Annotated in this window: 26 protein-coding genes and 1 tRNA gene; 15 read left to right on the forward strand and 12 right to left on the reverse strand. The window is 59.6% G+C overall.

The window, feature by feature from the left end; all coding sequences use genetic code 11:
- Window positions 1-188 precede the first annotated feature (188 nt).
- From PMI27_RS27780 to ntrC, 4 genes are all read left to right on the forward strand, one after another.
- Window positions 189-698: a DUF4124 domain-containing protein gene (locus PMI27_RS27780; RefSeq protein ID WP_008149438.1), complete on the forward strand. Its 510-nt coding sequence runs from the start codon at window positions 189-191 to the stop codon at window positions 696-698.
- Window positions 695-1,315: a DUF4124 domain-containing protein gene (locus PMI27_RS27775; protein ID WP_008149436.1), complete on the forward strand. Its 621-nt coding sequence runs from the start codon at window positions 695-697 to the stop codon at window positions 1,313-1,315. Before PMI27_RS27780 ends, PMI27_RS27775 begins: the two co-directional genes overlap by 4 nt.
- 230 nt (window positions 1,316-1,545) lie before the next feature.
- Complete coding sequence (glnL, locus tag PMI27_RS27770; RefSeq protein WP_008149435.1) at window positions 1,546-2,631, forward strand: nitrogen regulation protein NR(II); 1,086 nt, start codon at window positions 1,546-1,548, stop codon at window positions 2,629-2,631.
- Window positions 2,628-4,064, forward strand: coding sequence for a nitrogen regulation protein NR(I) (gene ntrC, locus PMI27_RS27765; protein WP_008149434.1), 1,437 nt, complete (start codon window positions 2,628-2,630; stop codon window positions 4,062-4,064). The genes glnL and ntrC overlap by 4 nt, the downstream gene beginning before the upstream one ends.
- A gap of 543 nt (window positions 4,065-4,607) precedes the next feature.
- On the opposite strand, the gene PMI27_RS27760 is transcribed toward ntrC, so the two are convergent.
- On the reverse strand, window positions 4,608-5,048 hold the full coding sequence (locus PMI27_RS27760) for a hypothetical protein (RefSeq protein WP_033052975.1): 441 nt from the start codon (window positions 5,046-5,048) through the stop codon (window positions 4,608-4,610).
- Here PMI27_RS27760 and trmL point away from each other — a divergent pair.
- Entirely contained in the window at window positions 5,047-5,502 is a 456-nt protein-coding gene (trmL, locus tag PMI27_RS27755; protein WP_008149431.1) for a tRNA (uridine(34)/cytosine(34)/5-carboxymethylaminomethyluridine(34)-2'-O)-methyltransferase TrmL, read from the forward strand. The two genes, PMI27_RS27760 and trmL, sit on opposite strands and share 2 nt — an antisense overlap.
- Window positions 5,503-5,633: 131 nt before the next feature.
- Here the strand turns inward: trmL and secB are convergent, their stop codons facing one another.
- From secB to PMI27_RS27740, 3 genes are read right to left on the reverse strand one after another with little or no spacing between them, the layout of a single operon-like run.
- Window positions 5,634-6,119, reverse strand: coding sequence for a protein-export chaperone SecB (gene secB, locus PMI27_RS27750; protein WP_007897410.1), 486 nt, complete (start codon window positions 6,117-6,119; stop codon window positions 5,634-5,636).
- Window positions 6,120-6,160: 41 nt separating this feature from the next.
- Window positions 6,161-6,415 (reverse strand): glutaredoxin 3, encoded by a 255-nt coding sequence (gene grxC / locus PMI27_RS27745; RefSeq protein ID WP_008149430.1) that lies wholly within the window; start codon window positions 6,413-6,415, stop codon window positions 6,161-6,163.
- Window position 6,416: 1 nt separating this feature from the next.
- The gene (locus PMI27_RS27740; RefSeq protein WP_008149429.1) at window positions 6,417-6,830 is read right to left on the reverse strand and encodes a rhodanese-like domain-containing protein; all 414 of its coding nucleotides are present in this window, start codon (window positions 6,828-6,830) and stop codon (window positions 6,417-6,419) included.
- Window positions 6,831-6,983: 153 nt separating this feature from the next.
- Here PMI27_RS27740 and gpmI point away from each other — a divergent pair, with 153 nt between their 5' ends.
- The 5 genes from gpmI to PMI27_RS27715 all read left to right on the forward strand — a co-directional run bounded on the left by gpmI (window position 6,984) and on the right by PMI27_RS27715 (window position 13,535).
- Window positions 6,984-8,513 (forward strand): 2,3-bisphosphoglycerate-independent phosphoglycerate mutase, encoded by a 1,530-nt coding sequence (gpmI, locus tag PMI27_RS27735; protein ID WP_008149428.1) that lies wholly within the window; start codon window positions 6,984-6,986, stop codon window positions 8,511-8,513.
- Between the two features lie 230 nt (window positions 8,514-8,743).
- A complete protein-coding gene (locus PMI27_RS27730; RefSeq protein WP_008149427.1) occupies window positions 8,744-10,042 on the forward strand; it encodes a murein hydrolase activator EnvC family protein in 1,299 nt (432 codons plus the stop codon).
- Window positions 10,043-10,073: 31 nt separating this feature from the next.
- A complete protein-coding gene (locus PMI27_RS27725) occupies window positions 10,074-11,393 on the forward strand; it encodes a S41 family peptidase (RefSeq protein ID WP_008149426.1) in 1,320 nt (439 codons plus the stop codon).
- A 1-nt stretch (window position 11,394) separates the two neighbouring features.
- Window positions 11,395-12,192, forward strand: coding sequence for a divergent polysaccharide deacetylase family protein (locus PMI27_RS27720; protein ID WP_008149425.1), 798 nt, complete (start codon window positions 11,395-11,397; stop codon window positions 12,190-12,192).
- A 104-nt stretch (window positions 12,193-12,296) separates the two neighbouring features.
- Window positions 12,297-13,535 carry a trypsin-like serine peptidase gene (locus PMI27_RS27715; RefSeq protein WP_008149424.1) on the forward strand — a complete coding sequence of 413 codons (1,239 nt, stop codon included), beginning with the start codon at window positions 12,297-12,299 and terminating at the stop codon, window positions 13,533-13,535.
- A gap of 3 nt (window positions 13,536-13,538) precedes the next feature.
- On the opposite strand, the gene PMI27_RS27710 is transcribed toward PMI27_RS27715, so the two are convergent.
- The 7 genes from PMI27_RS27710 to PMI27_RS27680 form a co-directional block, all read right to left on the reverse strand.
- The gene (locus PMI27_RS27710; RefSeq protein WP_008149422.1) at window positions 13,539-14,294 is read right to left on the reverse strand and encodes a substrate-binding periplasmic protein; all 756 of its coding nucleotides are present in this window, start codon (window positions 14,292-14,294) and stop codon (window positions 13,539-13,541) included.
- A gap of 73 nt (window positions 14,295-14,367) precedes the next feature.
- Window positions 14,368-15,138: an imidazole glycerol phosphate synthase subunit HisF gene (hisF, locus tag PMI27_RS27705; RefSeq protein WP_007897430.1), complete on the reverse strand. Its 771-nt coding sequence runs from the start codon at window positions 15,136-15,138 to the stop codon at window positions 14,368-14,370.
- A gap of 9 nt (window positions 15,139-15,147) precedes the next feature.
- Complete coding sequence (hisA, locus tag PMI27_RS27700; RefSeq protein WP_008149420.1) at window positions 15,148-15,885, reverse strand: 1-(5-phosphoribosyl)-5-[(5-phosphoribosylamino)methylideneamino]imidazole-4-carboxamide isomerase; 738 nt, start codon at window positions 15,883-15,885, stop codon at window positions 15,148-15,150.
- A 42-nt stretch (window positions 15,886-15,927) separates the two neighbouring features.
- The gene (locus PMI27_RS27695) at window positions 15,928-16,185 is read right to left on the reverse strand and encodes a DUF2164 domain-containing protein (protein WP_008024930.1); all 258 of its coding nucleotides are present in this window, start codon (window positions 16,183-16,185) and stop codon (window positions 15,928-15,930) included.
- Entirely contained in the window at window positions 16,186-16,824 is a 639-nt protein-coding gene (gene hisH, locus PMI27_RS27690) for an imidazole glycerol phosphate synthase subunit HisH (RefSeq protein ID WP_008149418.1), read from the reverse strand.
- The gene (gene hisB, locus PMI27_RS27685; RefSeq protein WP_003218037.1) at window positions 16,824-17,417 is read right to left on the reverse strand and encodes an imidazoleglycerol-phosphate dehydratase HisB; all 594 of its coding nucleotides are present in this window, start codon (window positions 17,415-17,417) and stop codon (window positions 16,824-16,826) included. The genes hisH and hisB overlap by 1 nt, the downstream gene beginning before the upstream one ends.
- A gap of 284 nt (window positions 17,418-17,701) precedes the next feature.
- Entirely contained in the window at window positions 17,702-19,366 is a 1,665-nt protein-coding gene (locus PMI27_RS27680; RefSeq protein WP_008149415.1) for an OFA family MFS transporter, read from the reverse strand.
- Window positions 19,367-19,586: 220 nt separating this feature from the next.
- Between PMI27_RS27680 and PMI27_RS27675 the strand changes: the two genes are divergently transcribed.
- The 5 genes from PMI27_RS27675 to PMI27_RS0229000 all read left to right on the forward strand — a co-directional run bounded on the left by PMI27_RS27675 (window position 19,587) and on the right by PMI27_RS0229000 (window position 23,807).
- A complete protein-coding gene (locus PMI27_RS27675; RefSeq protein WP_008149412.1) occupies window positions 19,587-19,991 on the forward strand; it encodes an acetyl-CoA sensor PanZ family protein in 405 nt (134 codons plus the stop codon).
- A 78-nt stretch (window positions 19,992-20,069) separates the two neighbouring features.
- Window positions 20,070-22,295, forward strand: coding sequence for an AsmA family protein (locus tag PMI27_RS27670; RefSeq protein WP_008149410.1), 2,226 nt, complete (start codon window positions 20,070-20,072; stop codon window positions 22,293-22,295).
- The gene (gene mutY, locus PMI27_RS27665) at window positions 22,292-23,359 is read left to right on the forward strand and encodes an A/G-specific adenine glycosylase (RefSeq protein WP_008149408.1); all 1,068 of its coding nucleotides are present in this window, start codon (window positions 22,292-22,294) and stop codon (window positions 23,357-23,359) included. Before PMI27_RS27670 ends, mutY begins: the two co-directional genes overlap by 4 nt.
- Complete coding sequence (locus PMI27_RS27660) at window positions 23,356-23,628, forward strand: oxidative damage protection protein (RefSeq protein WP_008149405.1); 273 nt, start codon at window positions 23,356-23,358, stop codon at window positions 23,626-23,628. The genes mutY and PMI27_RS27660 overlap by 4 nt, the downstream gene beginning before the upstream one ends.
- A gap of 103 nt (window positions 23,629-23,731) precedes the next feature.
- Window positions 23,732-23,807 (forward strand) — tRNA-Phe (locus PMI27_RS0229000).
- 85 nt (window positions 23,808-23,892) lie between these two features.
- Here the strand turns inward: PMI27_RS0229000 and PMI27_RS27655 are convergent.
- Entirely contained in the window at window positions 23,893-24,342 is a 450-nt protein-coding gene (locus tag PMI27_RS27655) for a hypothetical protein (RefSeq protein ID WP_008149403.1), read from the reverse strand.
- Window positions 24,343-24,464 lie beyond the last annotated feature (122 nt).

Below are 24,464 nucleotides of genomic sequence, written 5' to 3' on the forward strand. Positions count from 1 at the left end.
TCGCGATAGCATTATTTCATTCAACATTGATGTTGACTGTTCCACCGCTATCGCGAGCAGGCTCACTCCCACAGGGGTTTGCGGTGTTTGGGAGATCGATGTAAATCATGCCCGGATGTTTATGAATTGGGTCAACCGGCGCCCCTGACCTATGCTGCAAGCCAACGCCTTCGCTTCCGGTCAATTTTATGGGTCGTGGTTTTCTATTGATGCTGCTGTTGATCGCCCTGCCCGCTGCAGCGCAGATCTACAAGTACACCGACGCCGACGGCAATACCGCCTACAGCAATCAACCGCCCGATGGCGTGAAGGCTCAGCCGGTCGAGTTGCCACCGCTGAACAGGGTTGAGCCCCAATCTCCTTCTGCGCCACCTGTCGAAGCCACCAGCCGCGAACAGCCGCGCAGCGCTTACGAGGTGCTGGAGCTGTCCAACTTACCCACCACCGAAGCGCTGCGTGCCAACAACGGCACCTTCACCGTCAACGTGCTGATCAAACCCCGCCTGCAAGGCCCTCATCTGTTCAGGCTGTTGCTGGACGATCAACCTTACGGCCAGCCGAGCAACGTGCCGATCCTGCAACTGGTCAATATTGATCGCGGCACACACAGCCTCGCGGTGCAGGTGATCGACGGGGAAAACATCGTTCAACAAAGTCCCACCGTGACGTTCACCGTACAACGGGTGCACAAGCCGTGAGGCTGTGGCTGCTGATCATCTACTTGATCGCCCTGCCAGTGACGGCAGAGGTGTTCACCTACGTCGACGCCCAGGGCAATCGGGTCTACACCGATAAGCCAGGCTCCAGCAACGCCAAGCGCGTGCCACTGGCGACGAGTAACCGCATGTCCGCCAACCCTGGCGGCGCAGCACCGGTGATGGCTGGAAAGAAGGCCGAAACAAAACCACTGCTCCACTACGACATGCTGAGAGTACTGGTGCCGGAGCCAGACGCCACGGTACGCAGCAATGCTGGCGAAATTATCGTCAGCGTCACCAGCGAACCCGGCCTGCAGCGAGGCCATCGCTACCAACTGCTACTCGACGGCCAACCCACCGCAGCGCCCGGCCTGAGCCCCGTGTTCGCCCTGAGCAACATCGATCGAGGCAGCCATAACCTCTCCGTGGAAATCCTCGACGAGCAGGGCCGCACGGTCGAGCGCACCGCCAACCAGCCGTTTCACATGCTGCGCATCTCCCTCGCGCAGAAGCGCCAGGTCAAACCCTGCGCCCTCTCCGATTACGGCCAACGGCCGGAATGTCCGCTCAAAGACAAACCCGTAGAAGAAAAAAATCCCTTCCTGCGCTTCTTCTAACGCCGTTCAGGTTTGCGCACTATATTGGTGCAATTGGTTGCACCGTACCCATATACCAACCCATTTTGGTTCGAAAGTACCCGTCAAAGCTGGCAGAACGCCACGCAAACGAGCGTCAAACGCCCGTTTCAGGCCTTAAACGCTTCTTTTCGGAGCCTTGGTTTGGTTTTTGCATTTTCCTCGTATCGGCGCGTTATTCACGCGCATGCCCTGCTCCAAAAGAGGTCCTGATGACCATTAGCGACGCACTGCATCGATTGCTACTCGACAACCTGACCACCGCCACCATTCTGCTCGATGCCGAACTGCGCCTTGAGTACATGAACCCGGCGGCGGAGATGCTCCTGGCCATCAGCGGTCAGCGTAGCCATGGGCAGTTCATCAGTGAGTTGTTCACCGAATCCACCGAGGCGCTGAACTCCCTGCGCCAGGCGGTCCAGCAGGCACATCCGTTCACCAAGCGTGAAGCGATGCTCACCGCCCTCACCGGCCAGACGCTGACCGTCGACTACGCGGTAACGCCCATCCTGGCCAACGGCGCCACCATGCTGCTGCTGGAAGTCCACCCCCGTGACCGCTTGCTGCGAATCACCAAGGAAGAGGCGCAGCTGTCGAAACAGGAAACCAGCAAGATGCTGGTGCGCGGCCTCGCTCACGAGATCAAGAATCCTCTCGGCGGGATTCGCGGCGCGGCGCAATTGCTCGCCCGTGAACTGCCGGAAGAAAGCCTGCGCGACTACACCAACGTGATCATTGAAGAGGCCGACCGCCTGCGCAATCTGGTCGATCGCATGCTCGGCTCCAACAAGCTGCCGTCACTGGCGATGTGCAATGTCCACGAAGTTCTGGAACGCGTTTGTCATCTGGTGGAGGCCGAAAGCCAGGGTTGCATCACTTTGGTGCGCGACTACGACCCAAGCATTCCCGACGTGTTGATCGATCGCGAACAGATGATTCAGGCCGTGCTGAACATCGTGCGCAATGCGATGCAGGCCATCAGCAGCCAGAACGAGCTGCGCCTTGGCCGCATCAGCCTGCGCACCCGCGCCATGCGCCAGTTCACCATCGGCCACGTGCGCCATCGTCTGGTGACCAAGATCGAAATCATCGACAACGGCCCGGGCATTCCCGCGGAATTGCAGGAAACCATCTTCTTTCCCATGGTCAGCGGCCGCCCGGACGGTACCGGGCTGGGCCTGGCCATTACCCAGAACATCATCAGCCAGCACCAGGGCCTGATCGAATGTGACAGCCATCCAGGCCACACCACCTTCTCGATCTTTCTGCCACTGGAACAAGGAGCCACATCGACATGAGCCGTAGTGAAACCGTGTGGATCGTCGATGACGACCGTTCTATCCGTTGGGTCCTGGAAAAAGCCTTGCAGCAAGAAGGCATGACCACGCAAAGCTTCGACAGCGCCGATGGCGTGATGAGCCGCCTGGCGCGCCAGCAGCCGGACGTGATCATCTCCGACATTCGCATGCCGGGTGCCAGTGGCCTGGACCTTCTGGCGCGGATTCGCGAACAACACCCACGGCTGCCGGTCATCATCATGACCGCTCACTCCGATCTGGACAGCGCTGTCGCGTCCTATCAGGGCGGCGCGTTTGAATACCTGCCGAAACCGTTCGACGTTGACGAAGCGGTGTCGCTGGTCAAGCGCGCGAACCAGCACGCCCAGGAACAGCAAGGCCTGGAAGTCCCGGTCGCCTTGACCCGCACCCCGGAAATCATCGGTGAAGCGCCGGCGATGCAAGAAGTGTTTCGCGCCATCGGGCGCTTGAGCCACTCCAACATCACTGTACTGATCAACGGCGAATCCGGTACCGGTAAAGAGTTGGTGGCACACGCGCTGCACCGTCACAGTCCGCGTGCGGCTTCGCCGTTCATTGCGCTGAACATGGCGGCGATCCCGAAAGACCTGATGGAATCCGAGCTGTTCGGCCATGAGAAAGGCGCGTTCACCGGGGCGGCCAACCTGCGTCGCGGGCGTTTTGAACAGGCTGACGGCGGCACGCTGTTCCTCGATGAAATCGGCGACATGCCGGCAGACACCCAGACTCGTTTGCTGCGGGTGTTGGCGGACGGCGAGTTCTACCGCGTCGGCGGCCATGTGCCGGTGAAGGTCGATGTGCGAATCATCGCCGCGACTCACCAGAATCTGGAAACCCTGGTGCATGCCGGGAAATTCCGTGAGGACTTGTTCCACCGCCTCAACGTGATTCGCATCCACATTCCACGGTTGTCGGACCGTCGCGAAGACATCCCGACCCTGGCCAAGCACTTCCTCAGCCGCGCCGCGCAAGAACTGGCGGTCGAGCCGAAGCTGCTGAAAAGCGAAACCGAGGAATACCTGAAGAACCTGCCGTGGGGCGGCAACGTGCGTCAGCTGGAAAACACCTGCCGCTGGATCACGGTGATGGCTTCGGGTCGCGAAGTGCACATCAGCGACCTGCCGCCGGAGCTGCTGAACCTGCCGCAGGATTCGGCGCCGGTCACCAACTGGGAGCAAGCGCTGCGCCAGTGGGCCGATCAGGCGTTGGCTCGTGGCCAGTCGAGCCTGCTCGACAGCGCTGTGCCGGCGTTCGAACGGATCATGATCGAAACCGCCCTCAAACACACCGCCGGCCGCCGCCGCGATGCCGCCGTTTTGCTGGGCTGGGGGCGTAATACCCTGACGCGCAAGATCAAGGAACTGGGGATGAAGGTTGATGGCGGGGATGATGATGAGGGGGATGAGGGTTAAGCAGCCTGGAGTTCTTCACTGACAGTTACATCCAATCGCGGGCAAGCCTTGCTCCTACAGGATCTACGCCATATCAACATTGGCGTATGACCTGTAGGAGCAAGGCTTGCCCGCGATGCTTTATGGGGCCTCATGCACCGTGGCAATGCACCGTGAACCGCAATCGCGCACAAACACTGATCCATTACCTCACCACTTTTCGCAATCGAACCCCTATCGAAAAAACACGAAAGCCCCGGAATACGGGGCTTTCGACGTTTCAGCGCGACATTCTGTTTCAACTTGTTAAAACCTGGCACGCCCCCTGCAATAGTCCATTCAGTGATTCAGTTCACTACCCAGTTTCGGGGACCTTGGTACAGGCAGGCCGGGGATTCCCCTCTTTACACCGGGCTCACACCGCACAAGCGACGAGCCCAAGCAGTTTTGGGGCCCTTGATACAGGCAGGTCAGGGGTTCCTTCTTTACACCGGGCTCACGGCGCAATGCGCGAGCCCCGCCGTTTTGGGGACCTTGGTACAGGCAGGCCGGGGATTCCCTCTTTTATTGCTCTCGGAGATGGATCTCCAGCCGCCAGCGGTCATCGACCTCGCTACCGGCCCACTCGCCCTGCAGTGGCCGGGCCGCCACCACCGTCAGCAACAACCCCCCATCACTCAAACGCACGCGCCAGTTCGCGCTCTTGTCGTTGATTTTGAGCTGACCTTTCTGCGCCTTTCCTTCAGCCTCGAACAGCAACGCGAGGCTACCGTCGACGAACTCGCCGTGAGCCTTGGGTTCGTTGTTGAACCACACCACCAGTCCATCGCCCGTGACCTCGACCTGCTGCAATTCGCTGGGGTCGGGCGTGGTCAGGCGACCGATCATCAGCCCCACCATCACCCCGACAATCGCCAGCGAAGCCATCACTCGCGGGAATAGCTTCGAACGCGGGTCAGCTTCAGGCGTAGAATGCCGTTCATCTTTACCTTCGGAGCCGTGCATGTTTCACGTCATCCTTTTCCAACCAGAAATTCCGCCGAATACCGGCAACGTTATCAGGCTGTGCGCCAACAGTGGCTGCCACCTGCATTTGATCGAACCGCTGGGCTTCGAGATGGACGACAAGCGTCTGCGCCGGGCCGGCCTCGATTACCACGAGTATGCCACCCTGCAACGCCACGCAGACCTCGCCAGCTGTCTGGAAAGCCTCGGTCATCCTCGGCTGTTCGCCTTTACCACCAAGGGCTCGCGGCCGTTCCACGATGCCAGCTTCGCCGAGGGCGATGCGTTCCTGTTCGGCCCGGAAAGCCGTGGTTTGCCGGCAGAAGTACTCGATGCCCTGCCCGGCGAACAGCGCCTGCGCCTGCCGATGCGTGAAGGCTGCCGTAGCCTGAACCTGTCGAACACCGTGGCGGTCGCCGTGTACGAGGCCTGGCGCCAAAACGGGTTCAAATAACACCACATAACAAATGTGGGAGCGGGCTTGCTCGCGAAGGGGCCATAACATTCAACATCATCGTTGTCTGTTACACCGCTTTCGCGAGCAAGCCCGCTCCCACATTGGACTTGCTTCGATGCTCAGACCGCTTATTGAACGGTTGGAGTCTCGCCAGCCGCCTGCATGCGTTGCAGCTCTTGTGCGTACAGCGCGTCGAAGTTCACCGGGGCCAGCATCAGCGCCGGGAACGAACCGCGGGTGACCAGGCTGTCCAGGGTTTCGCGAGCGTACGGGAACAGGATGTTCGGGCAGAACGCGCCGAGGGTGTGGCTCATCGAAGCGTCGTCGAGGTTCTTGATCAGGAAGATCCCGGCCTGTTGCACTTCAGCAATGAACGCCACTTCTTCACCGTTTTTCACGGTAACTGACAAAGTCAGTACGACTTCGTGGAAGTCGCCTTCCAGGGCCTTTTGACGGGTGTTCAGATCCAGACCGACGCTCGGTTCCCACTGCTGGCGGAAGATTGCCGGGCTTTTCGGTGCTTCGAAGGACAAGTCACGTACATAGATGCGCTGCAAGGAGAATTGCGGTGCGGTTTCTTCTTCGCTAGCTGCAGTGTTCTGTTGGTCAGTCATCTCAGATCCTTTCTGATCTTGGGGTCTTATAGGGAAGGCATTCAGGCCTTGAGCATGGCGTCGAGCTTGCCGGCGCGCTCAAGGGCGAACAAATCATCACAACCACCCACGTGGGTGCTGCCGATCCAGATCTGTGGCACGGACGTACGTCCGGCCTTCTGAGCCATGGCGGCACGCACCTGCGGCTTGCCATCGACCTTGATCTCTTCGAAGGCCACGCCTTTGTTCTCGAGCAGGTACTTGGCTCGCGAACAGTAAGGGCAGTAATCGCTGGAATAGACGACGACGTTGCTCATATCACTTCACCAGCGGCAGGTTGTCGCCTTTCCAGCTGGAAATACCGCCGGAGAGCTTGGCGGCGGTGAAGCCGGACTTCATCAGTTCGCGGGCATGCGTGCCAGCAGTCTGGCCCATGGCGTCGACCAGGATGATGGTCTTGGCCTTGTGCTTTTCCAGTTCGCCAACGCGAGCGGTCAGTTTGTCGTGAGGAATGTTCACCGCGCCAACAATGTGACCGGCGGCGAAGTCCTTGGTCGAACGAATGTCGATCACAACGCCCGCGTCCTTGTTGACCAGCCCGGTCAGTTCACCGGTGCTCAGGCTGCGACCGCCGCCTTGCATCTGATAAGCGATCAGCAACGCCAGCAGTACGACGAAGATACCGACGAGCAGATAGTGGTTAGTGGCAAATTCAATCAGGTGAGCAACCATCGAAGGAGGTTCCAGGGCGTTAAAATGTCGGCCAGTATACACAGCCACTATGGTGGGCCAAACCCCGTCCGGCGGTGACGCCGTCGGAACTTAGCTTTAAACTGCCACTCCCTTTTCCATCGCCCTCTATTAACTCAGCCACGAGTGGAATCCATGACTACCACGCCTAAACCTTTGGTCCTGATTATTCTCGACGGCTTCGGTCACAGTGAGAGCCCTGAATCCAACGCCATCTTTGCGGCGAAGAAGCCTGTACTGGACCGTCTGTGGGCCACCGTGCCGAACGGCCTGATCTCGGGCAGCGGCATGGACGTCGGCCTGCCGGATGGCCAGATGGGCAACTCCGAAGTCGGCCACATGAACCTCGGCGCCGGCCGCGTGGTGTATCAGGACTTCACACGCGTGACCAAATCGATCCGCGACGGCGAGTTCTTCGAGAACCCGACCATCTGCGCCGCTGTCGATAAAGCCGTTGCTGCCGGCAAAGCCGTGCATTTCATGGGCCTGCTGTCCGATGGCGGCGTTCACAGCCACCAGGATCACCTGGTTGCCATGGCCGAACTGGCTTTCAAGCGCGGCGCTGAAAAAATCTATCTGCACGCCTTCCTTGATGGTCGCGACACGCCGCCGAAAAGCGCTGAGTCGTCCATCGAACTGCTGGATGCGGCCTTCCAGGCCCTCGGCAAAGGCCGGATCGCCAGCATTATTGGCCGTTACTTCGCCATGGACCGCGACAACCGTTGGGACCGCGTGTCCCAGGCTTACAACCTGATTGTCGATGGCAACGGCGAATTCAACGCCGCCACCGCTCAGGAAGGCCTGCAAGCCGCGTACGAACGCGGCGAGAGCGACGAATTCGTCAAAGCCACCAGCATCGGTGAGCCGGTAAAAGTCGAAGACGGCGACGCCGTGGTGTTCATGAACTTCCGCGCTGACCGCGCCCGCGAACTGACCCGCGTGTTCGTCGAAGACGATTTCAAGGAATTTGAACGTGCCCGCCAGCCAAAACTGGCCGGCTTCGTCATGCTGACCCAGTACGCCGCCAGCATTCCCGCCCCATCGGCCTTCGCCGCAGGCAGCCTGGACAACGTGCTGGGCGACTACCTGGCGAAAAACGGCAAGACCCAGCTGCGCATTGCCGAAACCGAGAAGTATGCCCACGTAACCTTCTTCTTCTCCGGCGGCCGTGAAGAACCGTTCCCGGGCGAAGAACGCATCCTGATCCCGTCGCCAAAAGTCGCCACGTATGACTTGCAGCCCGAGATGAGCGCCCCGAAAGTCACCGACCGCATCGTCGATGCCATCGAAAACCAGCGTTACGACGTGATCGTCGTCAACTACGCCAACGGCGACATGGTCGGCCACAGCGGCGTGTTCGACGCAGCGGTAAAAGCCGTTGAATGCCTCGACCTGTGTGTTGGCCGCATCGTTGATGCGCTGGAAAAAGTCGGTGGTGAAGCCCTGATTACTGCCGACCACGGCAACGTCGAGCAGATGTCCGATGAGACCACTGGCCAGGCGCATACCGCCCACACCACCGAACCGGTGCCGTTCATCTATGTCGGCAAGCGTGACTTCAAGGTTCGCGACGGCGGCGTGCTGGCGGATGTGGCACCGACCATGCTGATGTTGATGGGCCTGGAAAAACCGGCGGAAATGACCGGGACATCGATTCTGGTGTAACCCGCCCCTTCAAACACCACCAAAACCCTGTGGGAGCGAGCCTGCTCGCGATAGCAATCTGACAGCCAACATCTTTGTTGAATGTACTGATGCCATCGCGAGCAAGCTCGCTCCCACATTGGTTTTCGGTGTTTTTCAGCCCGGTTATCACACAGCCCCAATTGGGCGTTTTTTTTGCAGCGCTTGGCGGGCATACTAGGCTGTCCCTTTCCCTGGTGTCGCCCGCCTCTATGCTTCGCGTCCTGATAGCCCTTGCTCTGACATGCCTGCTCCAACCGGCCTTTGCTGACGAGCGCGCGCAAACCCAACAACAGTTGGACGCCACGCGTCAGGACATTGCCGAGCTGAAAAAGCTGCTGGGCAAGCTCCAGGAAGAAAAGTCCGGTGTGCAGAAAGACCTCAAAGGCACCGAGACCGAGATGGGCAAGCTCGAGAAGCAGGTCGATGCCCTGCAAAAAGAGCTGAAGAAAAGCGAATCCGAGCTGCAGCGACTCGATGCCGAGAAAAAAAAACTCCAGAGCGCGCGCATTGAACAGCAGCGACTGATCGCCATTCAGGCCCGCGCGGCCTATCAGAACGGTCGTCAGGAGTACTTGAAGCTGCTGCTCAACCAGCAGAACCCGGAAAAATTCGCCCGCACCCTCACCTATTACGACTACCTGAGCCAGGCCCGCCTGGAGCAGCTGAAGAATTTCAACGAAACCCTGCGCCAACTGGCCAATGTCGAAAAGGACATCGCCATGCAACAGGCGCAATTGCTGGTGCAGAAAAGCAGCCTCGACAGCCAGCGTGATGAGCTCGACAAAGTCCGCAAGGAGCGCCAGCAAGTCCTGGCCAAGCTCAGCGACGACGTGAAGGCCCGCGATCAGAAGCTGGCAGCCCGCGAGCAAGATCAGGCAGACCTGTCTAAAGTCCTTAAAACCATTGAAGAAACCTTGGCCCGTCAGGCCCGAGAGGCAGAAGAAGCGCGGCAAAAAGCGCTGATCGCCCAGCAGGAAGCCGAAAAAAAGCGTTTACGTGAGGCCCAGGCTGCAGCAGATGCTGAAGCTACTGACGCCCCACGCAAACCCGTTAAATCGACACCCGGCGCCCTGGTATCAAGTTCAGGTGAGACCTTCGGCGGCCCCTTTGCTTCAAGCCGGGGAAAACTTCCCTGGCCAGTCGATGGTCGACTGCTGGCACGCTTTGGCGAAACCCGTGGCGACGACGCCCGCACCAAGTGGGACGGCGTGATGATCAGCGCCTCCGCCGGCAGCCAGGTGCACGCCGTGCATGGCGGTCGCGTGGTGTTCGCCGACTGGTTGCGAGGTGCCGGGTTGCTGGTGATTCTCGACCACGGCAACGGTTTTTTGAGTCTTTATGGTCACAACCAGACGCTGCTCAAGTCTGCGGGTGACGTGGTAAAAGCCGGTGAGTCCATCTCCACTGTGGGTAGCAGTGGCGGGCAGGACACACCAGCGCTGTATTTCGCTATTCGTCAGCAGGGTCACCCGAGTGATCCGGCGCAATGGTGTCGTGCGCAAGGATAAGTACGCCATCTACTTCAGGAGTTCGTTCGACATGCTGCATTTGTCCCGCCTTACCTCGCTGGCCCTGACGATCGCCCTGGTGATCGGCGCGCCTCTGGCGTTTGCCGCTCAACCGGCCCCGGCGGTCGCGCCTGCGGGCACTGCTGCGACCACCAAGGCGCCGTTGCCTCTGGAAGAGTTGCGCACCTTTGCCGAGGTCATGGATCGGATCAAGGCTGCCTATGTCGAGCCGGTGGACGACAAGACCCTGCTGGAAAACGCCATCAAAGGCATGCTCAGCAACCTCGACCCGCACTCCGCCTACCTGGGCCCGGAAGACTTCGCTGAATTGCAGGAAAGCACCAGCGGCGAATTCGGCGGCCTGGGCATCGAAGTCGGTGCCGAAGACGGTTTCATCAAGGTGGTTTCGCCGATCGATGACACCCCGGCCTCCAAGGCTGGCATTCAGGCCGGCGACTTCATCGTCAAGATCAACGGCCAGCCGACCCGCGGCCAGAGCATGACCGAAGCCGTGGACAAGATGCGCGGCAAGATCGGCCAGAAAATCACCCTGACCCTGGTTCGTGATGGCGGTGCGCCGTTCGACGTGACCCTGGTCCGCGCCATCATTCAAGTGAAGAGCGTGAAGAGCCAGTTGCTGGAGTCCGGCTACGGCTACATCCGCATCACCCAGTTCCAGGTCAAGACCGGCGACGAAGTCTCCAAGGCCCTGGCCAAGCTGCGCAAGGACAACGGCAAGAAGCTCAAAGGCATCATCCTCGACCTGCGTAACAACCCGGGCGGCGTGCTGCAAGCGGCGGTGGAAGTGGTCGACCACTTCATCACCAAGGGCCTGATCGTTTACACCAAGGGCCGTATCGCCAACTCCGAACTGCGCTTCTCCGCCACCGGCAAGGACGAAAGCGAAGCCGTGCCAATGGTTGCACTGATTAACGGCGGCAGCGCCTCGGCCTCGGAAATTGTCGCCGGCGCCTTGCAGGATCAGAAACGCGCGGTGGTCATGGGCACCACCAGTTTCGGCAAAGGCTCGGTACAAACCGTGCTGCCGCTGAACAACGACCGCGCACTGAAGATCACCACGGCGCTGTATTACACGCCGAACGGCCGCTCGATCCAGGCTCAGGGCATCGTCCCGGACATCGAAGTACGCAAGGCCAAGATCACCAACGAGCAGGACGGCGAGTACTTCAAGGAAGCCGATCTGCAAGGTCACCTGGGCAATGGCAACGGCGGCGCCGACAAACCGACCAGCTCCAGCGGCAAACCCAAGGCGATGCCGCAGGATGACGACTACCAATTGGCCCAGGCCCTGAGCCTGCTCAAAGGGTTGAGCATCACCTCCGGCCGCTGAGATGCGCCTGCGGTTATTACTCGGTCTGCTGTGCTGTCTGGCGGGTGTCGCTCACGCGGCGCCTGCCACAACAGCGGCCACACCTCACAAGGCTTATCTGAGCCTGATCATCGATGACCTGGGACAGAACCTGCCCCGGGATCGCCGCGTGCTGGCCCTGCCCGGCCCGGTCACCACAGCGATCATGCCGGACACGCCCCACGCCACCGAATTCGCCCGCGAGGCCCATCGCGCGGGCAAGATTGTCATCCTGCACATGCCCATGGACCCGGCCACCGGCCCGTTCGCCTGGCACCCCGACTTGCCCATCGACGAACTTGAGAAACGCCTGAACGCAGCGTTCAAGGTCGTGCCCTACACCGCTGGCATCAACAACCACATGGGCAGCCGCATGACCTCTCAGCCGGCTGCCATGGCTTGGTTGATGGCGGACTTGCAGCGTCGGCACAAATTCTTCGTCGACAGCCGCACCAGTGCGCAAACCGTGGCGGCCGCCGAGGCGCAGAAGATTGGTCTGGCGAGCGTTTCGCGGGATGTATTCCTGGATGACGAGCCCACTGAAGCCGCGATATTTACTCAGCTGCAGACGGCAATCAGCCTGGCGCGCAAGCAGGGTTCTGCGGTGATGATCGGGCATCCGTATCCGCAGACATTAGCGGTGCTTGAACGTGAATTGCCCAAGCTCAAGGCTCAGGGCATTGACTGGATCGACATCAAACAGATGATCAGTGTGCGCGGCAATCGTGCAACGGCAGCGCATGGCAAGGATGGCCAGTACCGCCTCCCGACCGCCCGGTAATTCCCAGCAGCCCACTCCATTTCGCGATAACTATTTATACCTGCCGGTACACCGCCCCGTGCCACGATAGCGCTCACTCTGAATTTCATCCCCAAGGAATGGACATGAAATACCTCAGTTTCTTTTGCTTCGCCGGCCTGATTGGCCTGCTGGCTATTTCCGCTGTACAGGCCCGCGACCTGGGCGAAGGCGCCGTCAACGACTCACCGTCAAGGGCACTGCAAAACAGCGAGCATTTTTATGAAATCTGGAGCGGCGTGGGACGACTCAGCCTCCAATCGGGCGAGACTTGCAGCGCCGTTCTACTGGATACGCGAAACAGGCAAGGCCGAGCCACCGGCCCTGCTTACCTGCTCACCAGCGGTCATTGCGTGCTCTTTGAGTACGGTTCTGCGCGGACCCATCTGCCTTTGGAAGCCAGCGTCACCTTCCACTACTTTCATGACATGCCACAGCGTAAGCGCCAATACGCCATCCGAACTGCCCGATGGAGCAGTCTGGTCGGGACCGATCTTGCAGTATTGGAGGTCGAGGCGACATTGGCGTCGCTGATACGGGCCGGGGTCAACCCGCTCAAGCTGGCGTCCCATCAAACCTACGAGAGTCAGGATGCGCTTAACGTTGGCGCGCCGGGCGGTTTTACCGAACAAGGTCTTCGATTGAGCGCCTGCGCTGAACAAACCGCCGGAACGTTCATCGATCACCCCGGGGTGTTCCCTTTGGCCATGAAAAACAGCTGCGACCTTCACGCTGGCAGCTCCGGTAGCCCGATGCTGAACCGCCGCACCAATGAAATCACCGGCATCGTCAGTAAGGTCGTGGTCTCGCGCAATACACCCGCGCCGCCTGGCTGCGAGCACTCGACGTCCTGCACAGCTGCCCGTTTCAACTACAGCTACTCGGCCAACTTTCTACACAACTGCTTTATTGACGGTGTCTTCACCAGTAATGGGGCGAACTGTTCGCTGGAGCCAGTCGAGCTGACTGTCACGGAGCCCTGGAAGCTCAAGTCATACGTGTATAGAACGCAAAACGCGGACGGGCAGATCGTATTGCCTACGTGGGACTTCAGGTTCTCCCTCGAGGCGCCCTTCTATCGCTACAAAACGGTCCATAACGCCAGGGACTGCAAAGCTTCCGACTATTACAGCGCCGCCATCAGCTCTGAAGATGCTTATATCAATAGTGAAATCGGGCCACAAAGCGGCGCACATGCGCTCTGTATTATTGGCGTTGCCTCAGGGCAACAGCACCTGACAAGGGCGACATTGAACAACGTGTTTACCAGTGCCGTGTACTTGAGCGCGACGCCGGCCGCTCCGTCTCAGGTTGCATCGAAGTGAGGGTTACAGATACTTCGCCATGATGTCGTCCACCACGCCTTCCTTGCGCAACTGATCCAGCGCTGCCTGAAGCTTGGCAACGGTTTCGTCTGGCACGTCCTTGTTCAACGCCAGGTATAACTCGGCGCTGTTGAAGCGCAGCACAGTCTTGAGCCCGTTCACGCCGTCCTGGCGCGCCAGATAGCGGCCTGCCGGGTCACCCGTGGCCCACAGGTCGATCTGGCCGTTGACCAGTTTTTTTGCGTTGTCTTGATCGCGCAGCACAACGATCGGTTTCAGTCCCTGTTTGGCCAGCGTCTCGGCAATCGCATCGCCCTTGTAGGCGCCAATTTTGTACTTGCGCGCCTGCTCCAGCGTCTCGAGCGTGATCTGGCTGTCCGCCTTGGCCAGCATGATCCAGTCGTCCGGACCAATCGGGCCGACCCACTTGAAGAGTTTCTCACGGTCCGGCAACCGCGCCATCACGAACACGCCATAACCGGGTTTTTCCAGGGCAAGTTTGTAGATTCGCTCCCAAGGGAAACGCAGCGTCAGGCTGTAAGTGATGTCGGCGCGTTTGAACATCTCACGGACAATGTCCACGGCAATGCCGTTGATGTTCTCGTCCTGAGCGAAGTTCTTGCCGTTCTTCGCCATGTTGTACGGCGGGAAGTTTTCCGTCAGCAACACCAGACCGGTGCCGGGATTTTCTTCGGCGTGAACTCCGTTGATGAACAACAGAGAAGCACTGGCGAGGACAAGAAGAAGACGTTTAAGCATGTCGGGCTACCGGAATCCATGGCGTGCCCAAGAGTGCCTTGAGCCCGCCATGCTGTCCACTGGCCTGTACTGTTTAACGCATCACAATGCCGCGATGAGCCATGTAGGCCTTGGCTTCCTGCACGGTGTATTCGCCGAAGTGGAAAATACTCGCCGCCAGCACCGCGCTAGCGTGGCCTTCGAGGATGCCGTCGGCCAAGTGTTGCAGGTTGCCGACACCGCCGGACGCGATGACCGGAATCCCCAGTGCGTCGCTGATGGCGCGGGTGACGCCCAGGTCGAAGCCGTTTTTCATGCCGTCCTGGTCCATGCTGGTCAGCAGGATTTCACCGGCACCGAGGCCTTCCATCTTTTTCGCCCACTCAACGGCGTCGAGACCGGTTGGCTTGCGACCACCGTGAGTAAAGATTTCCCAGCGCGGGGTTTCGCCCGGACCGGAAACTTTCTTGGCGTCGATGGCGACGACAATGCACTGCGAGCCGAAATGCTGAGCCGCTTCGCCGACGAATTCCGGGTTGAACACCGCAGCGGTGTTGATCGAAACCTTATCCGCGCCGGCATTGAGCAAGTTGCGAATGTCCTGCACGGTACGCACACCGCCACCCACGGTCAGCGGAATGAACACCTGGCTGGCCATGCGTTCGACGGTATGCAGCGTGGTATCGCGGCCATCGACGCTGGCGGTGATGTCGAGAAAGGTAATCTCGTCGGCACCTTGCTCGTCGTAGCGACGGGCGATTTCCACCGGGTCGCCGGCGTCGCGAATGTTCTCGAACTTGACGCCCTTGACCACCCGGCCGTTATCCACGTCCAGGCAAGGGATGATGCGTTTGGCCAGCGCCATGGTGAGTCCTCAGCCTTTGTACGAATCGCAGAAAGCTTGCGCTTCAGCGACATCGAGGGTGCCTTCGTAAATCGCCCGGCCGGTGATGGCACCGATGATGCCTGGCGCCTTGGCGTCGAGCAGCGACTTGATGTCACCCAGATTGTGGATACCGCCGGAAGCGATCACTGGAATCTTCGTCGCAGCGGCCAGCGCAGCGGTGAACGGTACGTTGCAGCCCTGCATCATGCCGTCTTTGGCGATGTCGGTATAAACGATCGCGGATACGCCGTCGGCTTCGAATTGCCTGGCCAGGTCAATCACCTGAATGGTGCTGATTTCAGCCCAGCCGTCAGTGGCGACAAAACCGTCTTTGGCATCCAGACCGACGATCACTTTGCCCGGGAACGCGCGGCAGGCTTCAGCAACGAAAGCCGGATCTTTCACGGCTTTGGTGCCGATGATCACGTAGCTCACGCCCGCTTTCACGTAGTGTTCGATGGTTTCCAGCGAGCGGATACCGCCGCCGATCTGGATCGGCAGGTTCGGGTAGCGCTTGGCGATGGCGGTGACCACTTCGCCGTTGACCGGCTGGCCTTCGAAGGCGCCGTTCAGGTCGACCAGATGCAGACGGCGGCAACCGCCTTCCACCCACTTGGCAGCCATGCTCACCGGGTCATCGGAGAACACCGTGGAATCTTCCATGCGGCCCTGGCGCAGACGAACACAGGCACCGTCTTTAAGATCGATAGCGGGAATAATCAGCATCTGGCAAACCTTCAAATTCGATTGTTCAGCTTCGCTCGAAAATCAGTTTTTCTCGAGCGCCCACAAGTCGCTTTCGATGCTTTCGAACCTCTCTTTGAGGTGCGTCTGCACATCGAAAATCGCCCTGTTGTAATAGTGCGGCGCAATTTCACGGGTAAACAGCTCAAGGATTTCAGCCGCTTCGAACGAACCCAGGTCCAGTTCGAAGCGATCTTCCATAAAGCGTTTGATCTTGTGATTGGCCTCGTTCTCCTGTTCAGGAGTGAGGGTCAGGATCGGCGGCTTCTTCTTGACGGCCATTTACCAGCGACCATCCCACGCGGCGAAGTTCTGCAGTAATTGCAGGCCATGGGTATGGCTCTTCTCCGGGTGGAACTGCACGGCGAAACGCGAGCCATCGGCCAGCGCCGCAGCGAAATCGACACCGTAGTGACCGCCACCCACCACTTGCCGCGGGTTGCCGGCAGCGATGTAGTAGCTGTGCACGAAGTAGAAACGCGCCAGGTCCGGAATGTTGTGCCACAGCGGATGTGTGACCGTCTGCTTCACTTCGTTCCAGCCCATGTGCGGGACTTTCAGGTGTTCGCCCTCTTCGTGCAAATCCTTGCCGAAGAACTTCACCTGACCCGGAAACAGGCCGATGCAGTCGACGCCGTCGTTCTCTTCACTGCTGTCGAGCAAGGCTTGCATGCCGACGCAGATGCCGAGGAACGGGCGGTCCTGGCTGACTTCACGCACCAGCGAATCGAAGCCCAGGCGACGGATCTCCGCCATGCAATCGCGAATCGCGCCGACGCCGGGAAAAACCACCCGGTCGGCTTCGCGAATCACATCGGCATCGCTGGTGATCAGGACCTTGCCGGCACCGACGTGCTCGAGGGCCTTGGCCACCGAGTGCAGGTTGCCCATGCCGTAATCGATAACCGCGACCGTCTGCATTACAGAACGCCTTTGGTCGACGGCATCTGACCGGCCATGCGGTCATCCAGCTCCACAGCCATGCGCAGGGCGCGGCCGAAAGCCTTGAACACGGTTTCGATCTGGTGGTGAGTGTTGGTGCCGCGCAGGTTGTCGATGTGCAGGCTGACGAGCGCGTGGTTGACGAAGCCCTGGAAAAATTCCTGGAACAGGTCAACGTCGAAGCCGCCAACGGTGGCACGGGTGTAGGGAACGTGCATCTGCAGGCCAGGGCGGCCGGAGAAGTCGATCACCACGCGCGACAGCGCTTCATCGAGCGGCACGTAGGCGTGGCCGTAGCGACGGATGCCTTTCTTGTCGCCGATGGCTTTGGCAAAGGCCTGACCCAGGGTGATACCGACGTCTTCCACCGTGTGGTGGTCGTCGATATGCAGGTCGCCCTTGCTGACAATATCCAGGTCGATCAGCCCGTGACGGGCGATCTGGTCCAGCATGTGCTCAAGAAAAGGAACACCGATATCAAATCGGGCCTTTCCGGTGCCATCCAGGTTGATCGAGGCTTTGATCTGGGTTTCCAGAGTGTCGCGCTCGACTGACGCCTTACGTTCGGCCATCACCAGCTCCGCAAAATCATTGGGCGAAAAAGGCAACCATTATAGGGGCGCGGGCGCCAAACAGAAACACGCGACGTGATATCCCTGACGGGCTGAACCCCGCGCTGTCGGGGATAGACATGTCCATACAAGCCATTTGGATGGAACACAAAACAAATGTGGGAGTGACGGTGCGACGATTCGACCTGCTCGCGATGAGGCCCTCACATTCAACATCTCTGTCGACTGTCAGACCGCTATCGCGAGCAGGCTCACTCCCACACGGGGTGATGCGTTTACTTAACTTAGTGGAACAATACTGCCGTTTTCTGCAGGGTCACCCAAACACCCCACGCCAACGGAATACCCACCACCAGCCACGCAGCCACTGCCAAAGGCTTGGTGCCCGCATCCGCTTTCCACTCCAGTACGGTGCTGCTGTCAGCCCCTTTGTCGTGGCCCAGCGCCTGTTCGGCGGCCAGTTCAGCGTCGGTCATGAAGTACTTGTCAGCCACCGGACGCACCAGCAGGTTGCAGATGAACCCCAGCACCAGCAGGCCCGCGAGGATGTACAAGGTGATGTCGTAAGCCGCGGCGCGTTCAACGCCGATGCTCAGCTGATACTCACGCAGGTAGTTCACCAACACCGGACCCAACACACCCGCCGCCGCCCAGGCCGTCAGCAGACGACCGTGGATCGCGCCGACCATTTGCGTGCCGAACAGGTCCGCGAGATACGCAGGAACCGTCGCAAAACCACCGCCGTACATCGACAGGATGATGCAGAAGGCCGCCACGAACAGCGCAACGTTGCCCAGGTGACCGAGGTTCGGGATCAGCGCGTACAGGGCAAAACCCAGGGCGAAGAACACGAAATAGGTATTTTTGCGGCCCAGGTAGTCCGAGAACGAGGCCCAGAAGAAGCGGCCACCGATGTTGAACAGGCTCAGCAAACCGGTGAAACCGGCAGCAATCGCAGCGATCGAGGCCAGTTGCGAAGCGTCCAGTTGACCGAATGTCAGGCCGTTACCCAACAACGTGCCAGCGAACACTTCCTGCAACAGCGGCGAAGCCATGCCGAGGATGCCGATACCTGCCGAAACGTTCAGGCACAGCACCAGCCACACCAGACGGAATTGCGGGGTTTTCCACGCCACGTTCACGTGGACGTGACGGTGGGTGATCATCGCATTGGAAGCTTTCTTCGCCGGGGCAGTCCAGCCTTCAGGCTTCCAGCCAGTTGGCGGAACGCGGTAGGACAGTGCGCCACCGATCATGAACACGAAGTAGATCGCGGCCATCACCAGGAAGCTCTGCCATACACCGACGCTGGTTGGCGAAGCGAAGTGGCCCATCAAGGCTGCGGCCAGCGGAGCACCGACCATCGCGCCACCACCGAAACCCATGATCGCCATGCCGGTCGCCATGCCGCGCTTGTCCGGGAACCACTTGATCAGGGTCGATACCGGCGAGATGTAACCCAGGCCCAGGCCGATACCGCCAATGACCCCGGAGCCGATCCACATCAGCCATATCTGGTGGGTATAGACCCCCAGCGCTGAAATCAGCAAACCGCCACACCAGCACAGTGCCGATACAACGCCAGCCTTGCGTGGCCCGGCGTGTTCCAGCCAGCCGCCCCAGATGGCGGCCGAGCAACCGAGGAAGATGAAGAACAGGGTGTAGATCCAGCCGAGCATCGAGATCGGCCAGTCGCATTGGGACGAGAAGACTTGCGAGATGAAGCTCATGTCCGGCGCGCAGGCCACTGCCTTGGTCACGCCCAGGGCTTTGGACAGTGGCAACCAGAACACCGAAAAGCCGTAGGCCATGCCGATGCAAAGGTGGATGGCCAAGGCGGCCGGCGGTACCAGCCAACGGTTGAAACCGGGCTTGGCGATGATGCGTTCCTTGGACAGGAACGCGGGCTGGTCGGCTTTGAGGCCGTCCGCCGTGATGCTCGTGGTCATGGTGTATCCCCCAATTATTAGATTGGTTCGTCAGCGCTCCTCACCCCCAGCCTTTATGCGCACGCATGACTGTTTTTGAGGTGAAGCTCCATTTTGGTGCGACATCGCGTCGCAGAAGGACGGACGAACCGGCAGAGGTTACCATCTGTACGTGACAGAAAAATCAAAGTGATATCACCTTTTGTATGTCATCAGTTCTCGTACCACTGAAGGAGCCCTCATGCCGATCATTGTCGAGCCGCTAAACGAAGCCACGTATCAGGATCAGCAAGATCTGCAGAAGATCTACCGCGATGCTCCGGACTGGCTGTTTGCCCCGTTTGCCGGGGAATTGCAGTTGATCGAAGGCTGCCTGCTGGACGGTTCGCTGATCGCCGGCCGCTTCAACGATCGGCTTTTGGGCGCGGCACGCCTGCAACGGCACTCAGATGTCTGGCACCTGTCCCAACTATGCGTACGAAAAATTACCCGTCGTCGTGGCGTGGCCGAGCGACTGGTGAATGAAGCGCAGAAAATGGCGTCGCAATCGGGCGCGACATTGCGTTTGCTGGCGCCTGCCGGGCATCTGGAGGCACAAGCGCTGGCGGCCAAACTGAAAATACCGCTGGATGAGTTGCCGACGTGATCACTGACCGGTCGTCCGCTGCGGGGCGCTATACTCCCCGGCTAAATTTCGAATTCGACTAACTACAAGGACTCGCCCATGAAAGCGTTCGGCAAAATCCTGGGTCTGGTACTTCTCGGGCTATTGCTGATCATTGTGGCGCTGGGCTTTGCCCTGACCCACCTCTTTGATCCCAATGACTATAAAGACGAGATTCGCCAGATAGCCCGCGACAAGGCCCACATCGAGCTGACGCTCAATGGCGATATCGGCTGGAGCCTGTTCCCGTGGTTGGGCCTGGAATTGCACGAAGCCAGCGTCGCGACCCTGGCCAAGCCCGCCGAGCCGTTCGCTGATTTGCAGATGCTCGGCTTGTCGGTCCGTGTGCTGCCGCTGCTGCGCCGAGAAGTGCAGATGAGCGATGTGCGCGTCGAAGGCCTGAACCTGCGCCTGAACCGCGACAAGGACGGTCACGGCAACTGGGAAGACATCGGCAAGGCACCGGCGCCGGCCACTCCGACCACGCCGCCCGCGACCACTGGTGAACCCGCGACCGAGACCACCGCCCAAGCGGAAAAACCGGCCCAGCCGATTCGCCTGGACATCGACAGCCTGACCGTCAACAACGCCCGCGTTGAATACAGCGACGAGAAAACCGGCAAGCAATTCAGCGCCGAAAGCATCCAGCTGAGTACCGGCCCGGTGCATGACTCCACGAACATCCCGGTCAAACTCACCGCGTTCCTGGGCACTAACCAGCCGGTCCTGCGTGTCCGTACCGAGCTCAATGGCGAGCTACGCTTCGAGCGCGCACTGCAACGCTACAAATTCGAAGACATGAAACTCTCTGGCGAAGTGGCTGGCGATCCGCTGCAAGGCAAAACCATGACCTTCGCCGCCCAGGGCCAGTTACTGCTGGATAAAGCGGCGAACGTCGCCGAATGGACTGGCATCAAAATCTCTGCCAACCAACTGCGCGCATTGGGTGAACTGAAGGTCAACGACCTCGACAAAACCCCGCAAGTCAGCGGCGGCCTGTCGATCGCCCAGTTCGATCTGGCGAAATTCGTCGACAGCATCGGCCAGAAGCTTCCGGCGATGGCTGAAGGCAGCCTGAGCAAAGTCGAACTGGTCAGCCGCCTTGCAGGCACGCCGACCAGCGTGATCCTGGACAACATCAACCTCAAAGTCGACGACAGCACCTTCAGTGGCCGCATCGCCGTCGAGGACTTCGCCAAACAATCGCTGCGGGCGACCCTCAAGGCCGACACCTTCAACGTCGACCGTTATCTGCCACCAAAATCCGCCGAAGCCAACAGCGCGACGCAGGTGCGTAAGGCCGAAGTGGCCAACACCGAGGCCGAAGCCATGGCCGGCGCGGGCAGCACACCGCTGCCGCCAGCACCGACCAAAGACGCGTGGAGCACCGAGCGGCTGTTGCCGGTGGAGCGCCTGGCCAAACTCGACGTAGACGCCGACCTCACCTTCGGACAGCTGACCCTCGATAAATTGCCGATCCAGAACGCTGCACTCAAGGCCACAGGCCAGGGCGGTCTGCTGACCCTGGAAAGTCTTCGCGGCGACCTGTACGACGGCAACTTCGACGCCAAAGGTACGCTCGACGTGCGCCAACAGGTGCCAGCGTTGAACATGCAGACGAGCATCAGCAAAGTACCGGTGGAAAAAATCCTCGAAAGTCAGGGTAAAAATCCGCCGGTCAAAGGCCTGGTGACACTCAACAGCAACCTGACCGGCAGCGGCAACAGCCAGAAAGCTCTGATCGAAACCCTCAACGGCAATGCCAGTTTCATCATCAACAACGGCGTGTTGCTCAATGCCAACCTCGAACAACAGCTGTGCAAAGGCATCGCCACCCTGAACCGTAAATCCCTCAACGGCGAACCACGGGGCAAGGACACACCGTTCCAGGAGCTCAAGGGCAACCTGACCTTCCGTAACGGCGTGGCCAGCAACCCGGACCTGAAAGTGCGCATCCCGGGCATGACCGTCAATGGCGACGGCGATGTCGATCTGCGGGTGCTGGGCATGGATTACCGCGTGGGCGTTATCGTCGAAGGCGACAAGAGCGACATGCCGGACCCGGCCTGCCAGGTTGGCGAGAAGTTCGTCGGCATCGAGTGGCCGCTGCGCTGCCGTGGCCCGCTGGAACTGGGCGCCAAGGCTTGCCGCCTCGATAACGAACGCATGGGCCAGGTCGCGAGCAAACTGGCTGGCGAAAAAATCAGCGAAAAAATCGACGAGAAGCTTGGCGACAAGGTCAGCCCGGAACTGAAAAACGCGTTGAAGGGGCTGTTCAAGCGATGAGAGCCGAGCAGTTTTCAACGGCGGTGCTGGACTGGTACGACCGCCACGGCCGCCACGACTTGCCCTGGCAACAAGGCATCACCCCGTATCGGGTGTGGGTCTCGGAAATCATGTTGCAGCAAACCCAGGTCAGCACCGTGCTGAACTACTTCGACCGCTTCATGGCCTCGTTGCCGACGGTCGAAGCCCTGGCCGCCGCACCGGAAGACGAAGTGCTGCACCTATGGACCGGCCTCGGTTACTACACCCGTGCGCGCAATTTGCAGAAGACCGCGAAGATTGTTGTCGCCGAGTACGGCGGCGAGTTTCCGCGGGATGTAGAAAAGCTGGTTGATCTGCCGGGCATCGGCCTGTCCACGGCTGGCGCCATCGCCAGCCTGAGCATGGGCCTGCGGGCGCCGATCCTCGACGGCAACGTCAAACGGGTGCTGGCGCGCTTTACCGCGCAAGAGGGCTATCCGGGCGAGCCCAAGGTCGCCAAACAGCTCTGGGCGAACGCTGAGCGCTTTACGCCGCATGATCGGGTCAACGCCTACACCCAGGCGATGATGGATCTGGGCGCCACGCTTTGTACCCGCAGCAAACCAAGCTGCTTGCTCTGCCCGCTCGAAAAGGGCTGCGAAGCGCACATGCTCGGCCTGGAGACACGCTACCCGATCCCCAAACCGCGTAAAGCCGTGCCACAGAAGCGTACGCTGATGCCGATGCTCGCCAACGGTGACGGCGCGATTCTGCTTTACCGTCGCCCTTCCACGGGCTTGTGGGGCGGTCTATGGAGCCTGCCGGAACTCGATGACCTCGACGACCTGCAACATCTGGCTTCGCAGCATTCGCTGGAGCTTGGCAGCCAACAGGCGCTGCCAAGCCTGGTACACACCTTCAGTCATTTTCAATTGTCCATCGAACCCTGGCTGGTTCAGGTCCAGGAGGCCGGCCATCACGTGGCCGAGGCCGACTGGCTCTGGTATAACCTCGCCACCCCGCCGCGCCTGGGCCTTGCCGCCCCGGTCAAAACCTTGCTCGAACGCGCGGCCGCCGTATTGAACGCAGGAGAGTCGTCATGACCCGCACCATCATGTGCCGCAAGTACAAAGAAGAATTGCCCGCCCTGGAGCGCGCTCCATTTCCTGGCGCAAAAGGTCAGGACATTTTTGACCACGTCTCGGCCAAAGCCTGGGCAGACTGGCAAAAGCACCAGACCCTGCTGATCAACGAAAAACGCCTGAACATGATGAACGCCGAAGACCGCAAATATCTTCAGGGCGAGATGGACAAGTTCTTTTCCGGCGAGGAATACGCCAAGGCTGACGGCTACGTTCCGCCGGCTGAATAATCCCGCTTTTTCGAGGGTCGGAACGTAAGCGACGGTAATAATTAAAATTTTTTTGAAAACTTTCTTGACGACCCCCTGAAAAACCAGTTTAATGCGCCCCGTTGCCCAGATAGCTCAGTCGGTAGAGCAGGGGATTGAAAATCCCCGTGTCGGCGGTTCGATTCCGTCTCTGGGCACCAAATACCGAAAACCCTGAATCGCAAGATTCAGGGTTTTTTTATGCCTGGGATTTGATCAGGCGTCGCGCAAGTCGTCTCTCTTTGGCTAGTTTTCACTACCCCAATGGAAGACCAGATTGCGAGCAGCACCGCTTCCTACCTCCGCCGTATCACGCCGCTCCTCACCATTGCGTGTCGCGACGACGGTGTACTTGCCGGGTGGCAGCTGCACGTAAACCAACGGGCCGGCCTCACTCAGCGTCAGCACGGGCGACCCCGGGTTTTTCTGAATGACCAGATTCACATCCGGAACATATTCGTCCTTCGGTCCGGTGGAGAAGGTCATGTGCAGGTTGTAGCCCTGGGTTTGTTGAATGGCTCGAGCCTCATCCTCTCCGACCCCTCCGGACAGGTAAGTAATCCCGTTTTGCTGTTGCTGCTGGACTTGCACACCTGTGCTGTCGATCGGTTCAAGACTAGCGGCGTTAAGCACGACTGGAAACATCAGTACGCCGACGGCGGCGATGGGCAGCATGAATGAATGGACGTTCTTCATGATGGCGACTCCCGGGTTGCTCAGAACCCAATCGTTACTCTTTTTAGATTTGTTACCGAATGTTCAAGTTTTAGATCGATTAGCACTTGAGCTAACTGCGAATCGGACTACGTGATGTATTC

The sequence above is a fragment of the Pseudomonas sp. GM41(2012) genome, from assembly GCF_000282315.2.
In the GTDB taxonomy this organism is placed as follows: Bacteria; Pseudomonadota; Gammaproteobacteria; order Pseudomonadales; family Pseudomonadaceae; genus Aquipseudomonas.

Excerpts from the sequence above, each read along its gene's own strand:
- PMI27_RS27780 (WP_008149438.1), top strand. The coding sequence starts at position 189 with ATGGGTCGTGGTTTTCTATTGATGCTGCTGTTGATCGCCCTGCCCGCT.
- glnL (WP_008149435.1), top strand. The coding sequence starts at position 1,546 with ATGACCATTAGCGACGCACTGCATCGATTGCTACTCGACAACCTGACC.
- ntrC (WP_008149434.1), top strand. The coding sequence starts at position 2,628 with ATGAGCCGTAGTGAAACCGTGTGGATCGTCGATGACGACCGTTCTATC.
- trmL (WP_008149431.1), top strand. The coding sequence starts at position 5,047 with ATGTTTCACGTCATCCTTTTCCAACCAGAAATTCCGCCGAATACCGGC.
- PMI27_RS27760 (WP_033052975.1), bottom strand. The coding sequence starts at position 5,048 with ATGCACGGCTCCGAAGGTAAAGATGAACGGCATTCTACGCCTGAAGCT.
- secB (WP_007897410.1), bottom strand. The coding sequence starts at position 6,119 with ATGACTGACCAACAGAACACTGCAGCTAGCGAAGAAGAAACCGCACCG.
- grxC (WP_008149430.1), bottom strand. The coding sequence starts at position 6,415 with ATGAGCAACGTCGTCGTCTATTCCAGCGATTACTGCCCTTACTGTTCG.
- PMI27_RS27740 (WP_008149429.1), bottom strand. The coding sequence starts at position 6,830 with ATGGTTGCTCACCTGATTGAATTTGCCACTAACCACTATCTGCTCGTC.
- gpmI (WP_008149428.1), top strand. The coding sequence starts at position 6,984 with ATGACTACCACGCCTAAACCTTTGGTCCTGATTATTCTCGACGGCTTC.
- PMI27_RS27730 (WP_008149427.1), top strand. The coding sequence starts at position 8,744 with ATGCTTCGCGTCCTGATAGCCCTTGCTCTGACATGCCTGCTCCAACCG.
- PMI27_RS27725 (WP_008149426.1), top strand. The coding sequence starts at position 10,074 with ATGCTGCATTTGTCCCGCCTTACCTCGCTGGCCCTGACGATCGCCCTG.
- PMI27_RS27720 (WP_008149425.1), top strand. The coding sequence starts at position 11,395 with ATGCGCCTGCGGTTATTACTCGGTCTGCTGTGCTGTCTGGCGGGTGTC.
- PMI27_RS27715 (WP_008149424.1), top strand. The coding sequence starts at position 12,297 with ATGAAATACCTCAGTTTCTTTTGCTTCGCCGGCCTGATTGGCCTGCTG.
- PMI27_RS27710 (WP_008149422.1), bottom strand. The coding sequence starts at position 14,294 with ATGCTTAAACGTCTTCTTCTTGTCCTCGCCAGTGCTTCTCTGTTGTTC.
- hisF (WP_007897430.1), bottom strand. The coding sequence starts at position 15,138 with ATGGCGCTGGCCAAACGCATCATCCCTTGCCTGGACGTGGATAACGGC.
- hisA (WP_008149420.1), bottom strand. The coding sequence starts at position 15,885 with ATGCTGATTATTCCCGCTATCGATCTTAAAGACGGTGCCTGTGTTCGT.
- PMI27_RS27695 (WP_008024930.1), bottom strand. The coding sequence starts at position 16,185 with ATGGCCGTCAAGAAGAAGCCGCCGATCCTGACCCTCACTCCTGAACAG.
- hisH (WP_008149418.1), bottom strand. The coding sequence starts at position 16,824 with ATGCAGACGGTCGCGGTTATCGATTACGGCATGGGCAACCTGCACTCG.
- hisB (WP_003218037.1), bottom strand. The coding sequence starts at position 17,417 with ATGGCCGAACGTAAGGCGTCAGTCGAGCGCGACACTCTGGAAACCCAG.
- PMI27_RS27680 (WP_008149415.1), bottom strand. The coding sequence starts at position 19,366 with ATGACCACGAGCATCACGGCGGACGGCCTCAAAGCCGACCAGCCCGCG.
- PMI27_RS27675 (WP_008149412.1), top strand. The coding sequence starts at position 19,587 with ATGCCGATCATTGTCGAGCCGCTAAACGAAGCCACGTATCAGGATCAG.
- PMI27_RS27670 (WP_008149410.1), top strand. The coding sequence starts at position 20,070 with ATGAAAGCGTTCGGCAAAATCCTGGGTCTGGTACTTCTCGGGCTATTG.
- mutY (WP_008149408.1), top strand. The coding sequence starts at position 22,292 with ATGAGAGCCGAGCAGTTTTCAACGGCGGTGCTGGACTGGTACGACCGC.
- PMI27_RS27660 (WP_008149405.1), top strand. The coding sequence starts at position 23,356 with ATGACCCGCACCATCATGTGCCGCAAGTACAAAGAAGAATTGCCCGCC.
- PMI27_RS27655 (WP_008149403.1), bottom strand. The coding sequence starts at position 24,342 with ATGAAGAACGTCCATTCATTCATGCTGCCCATCGCCGCCGTCGGCGTA.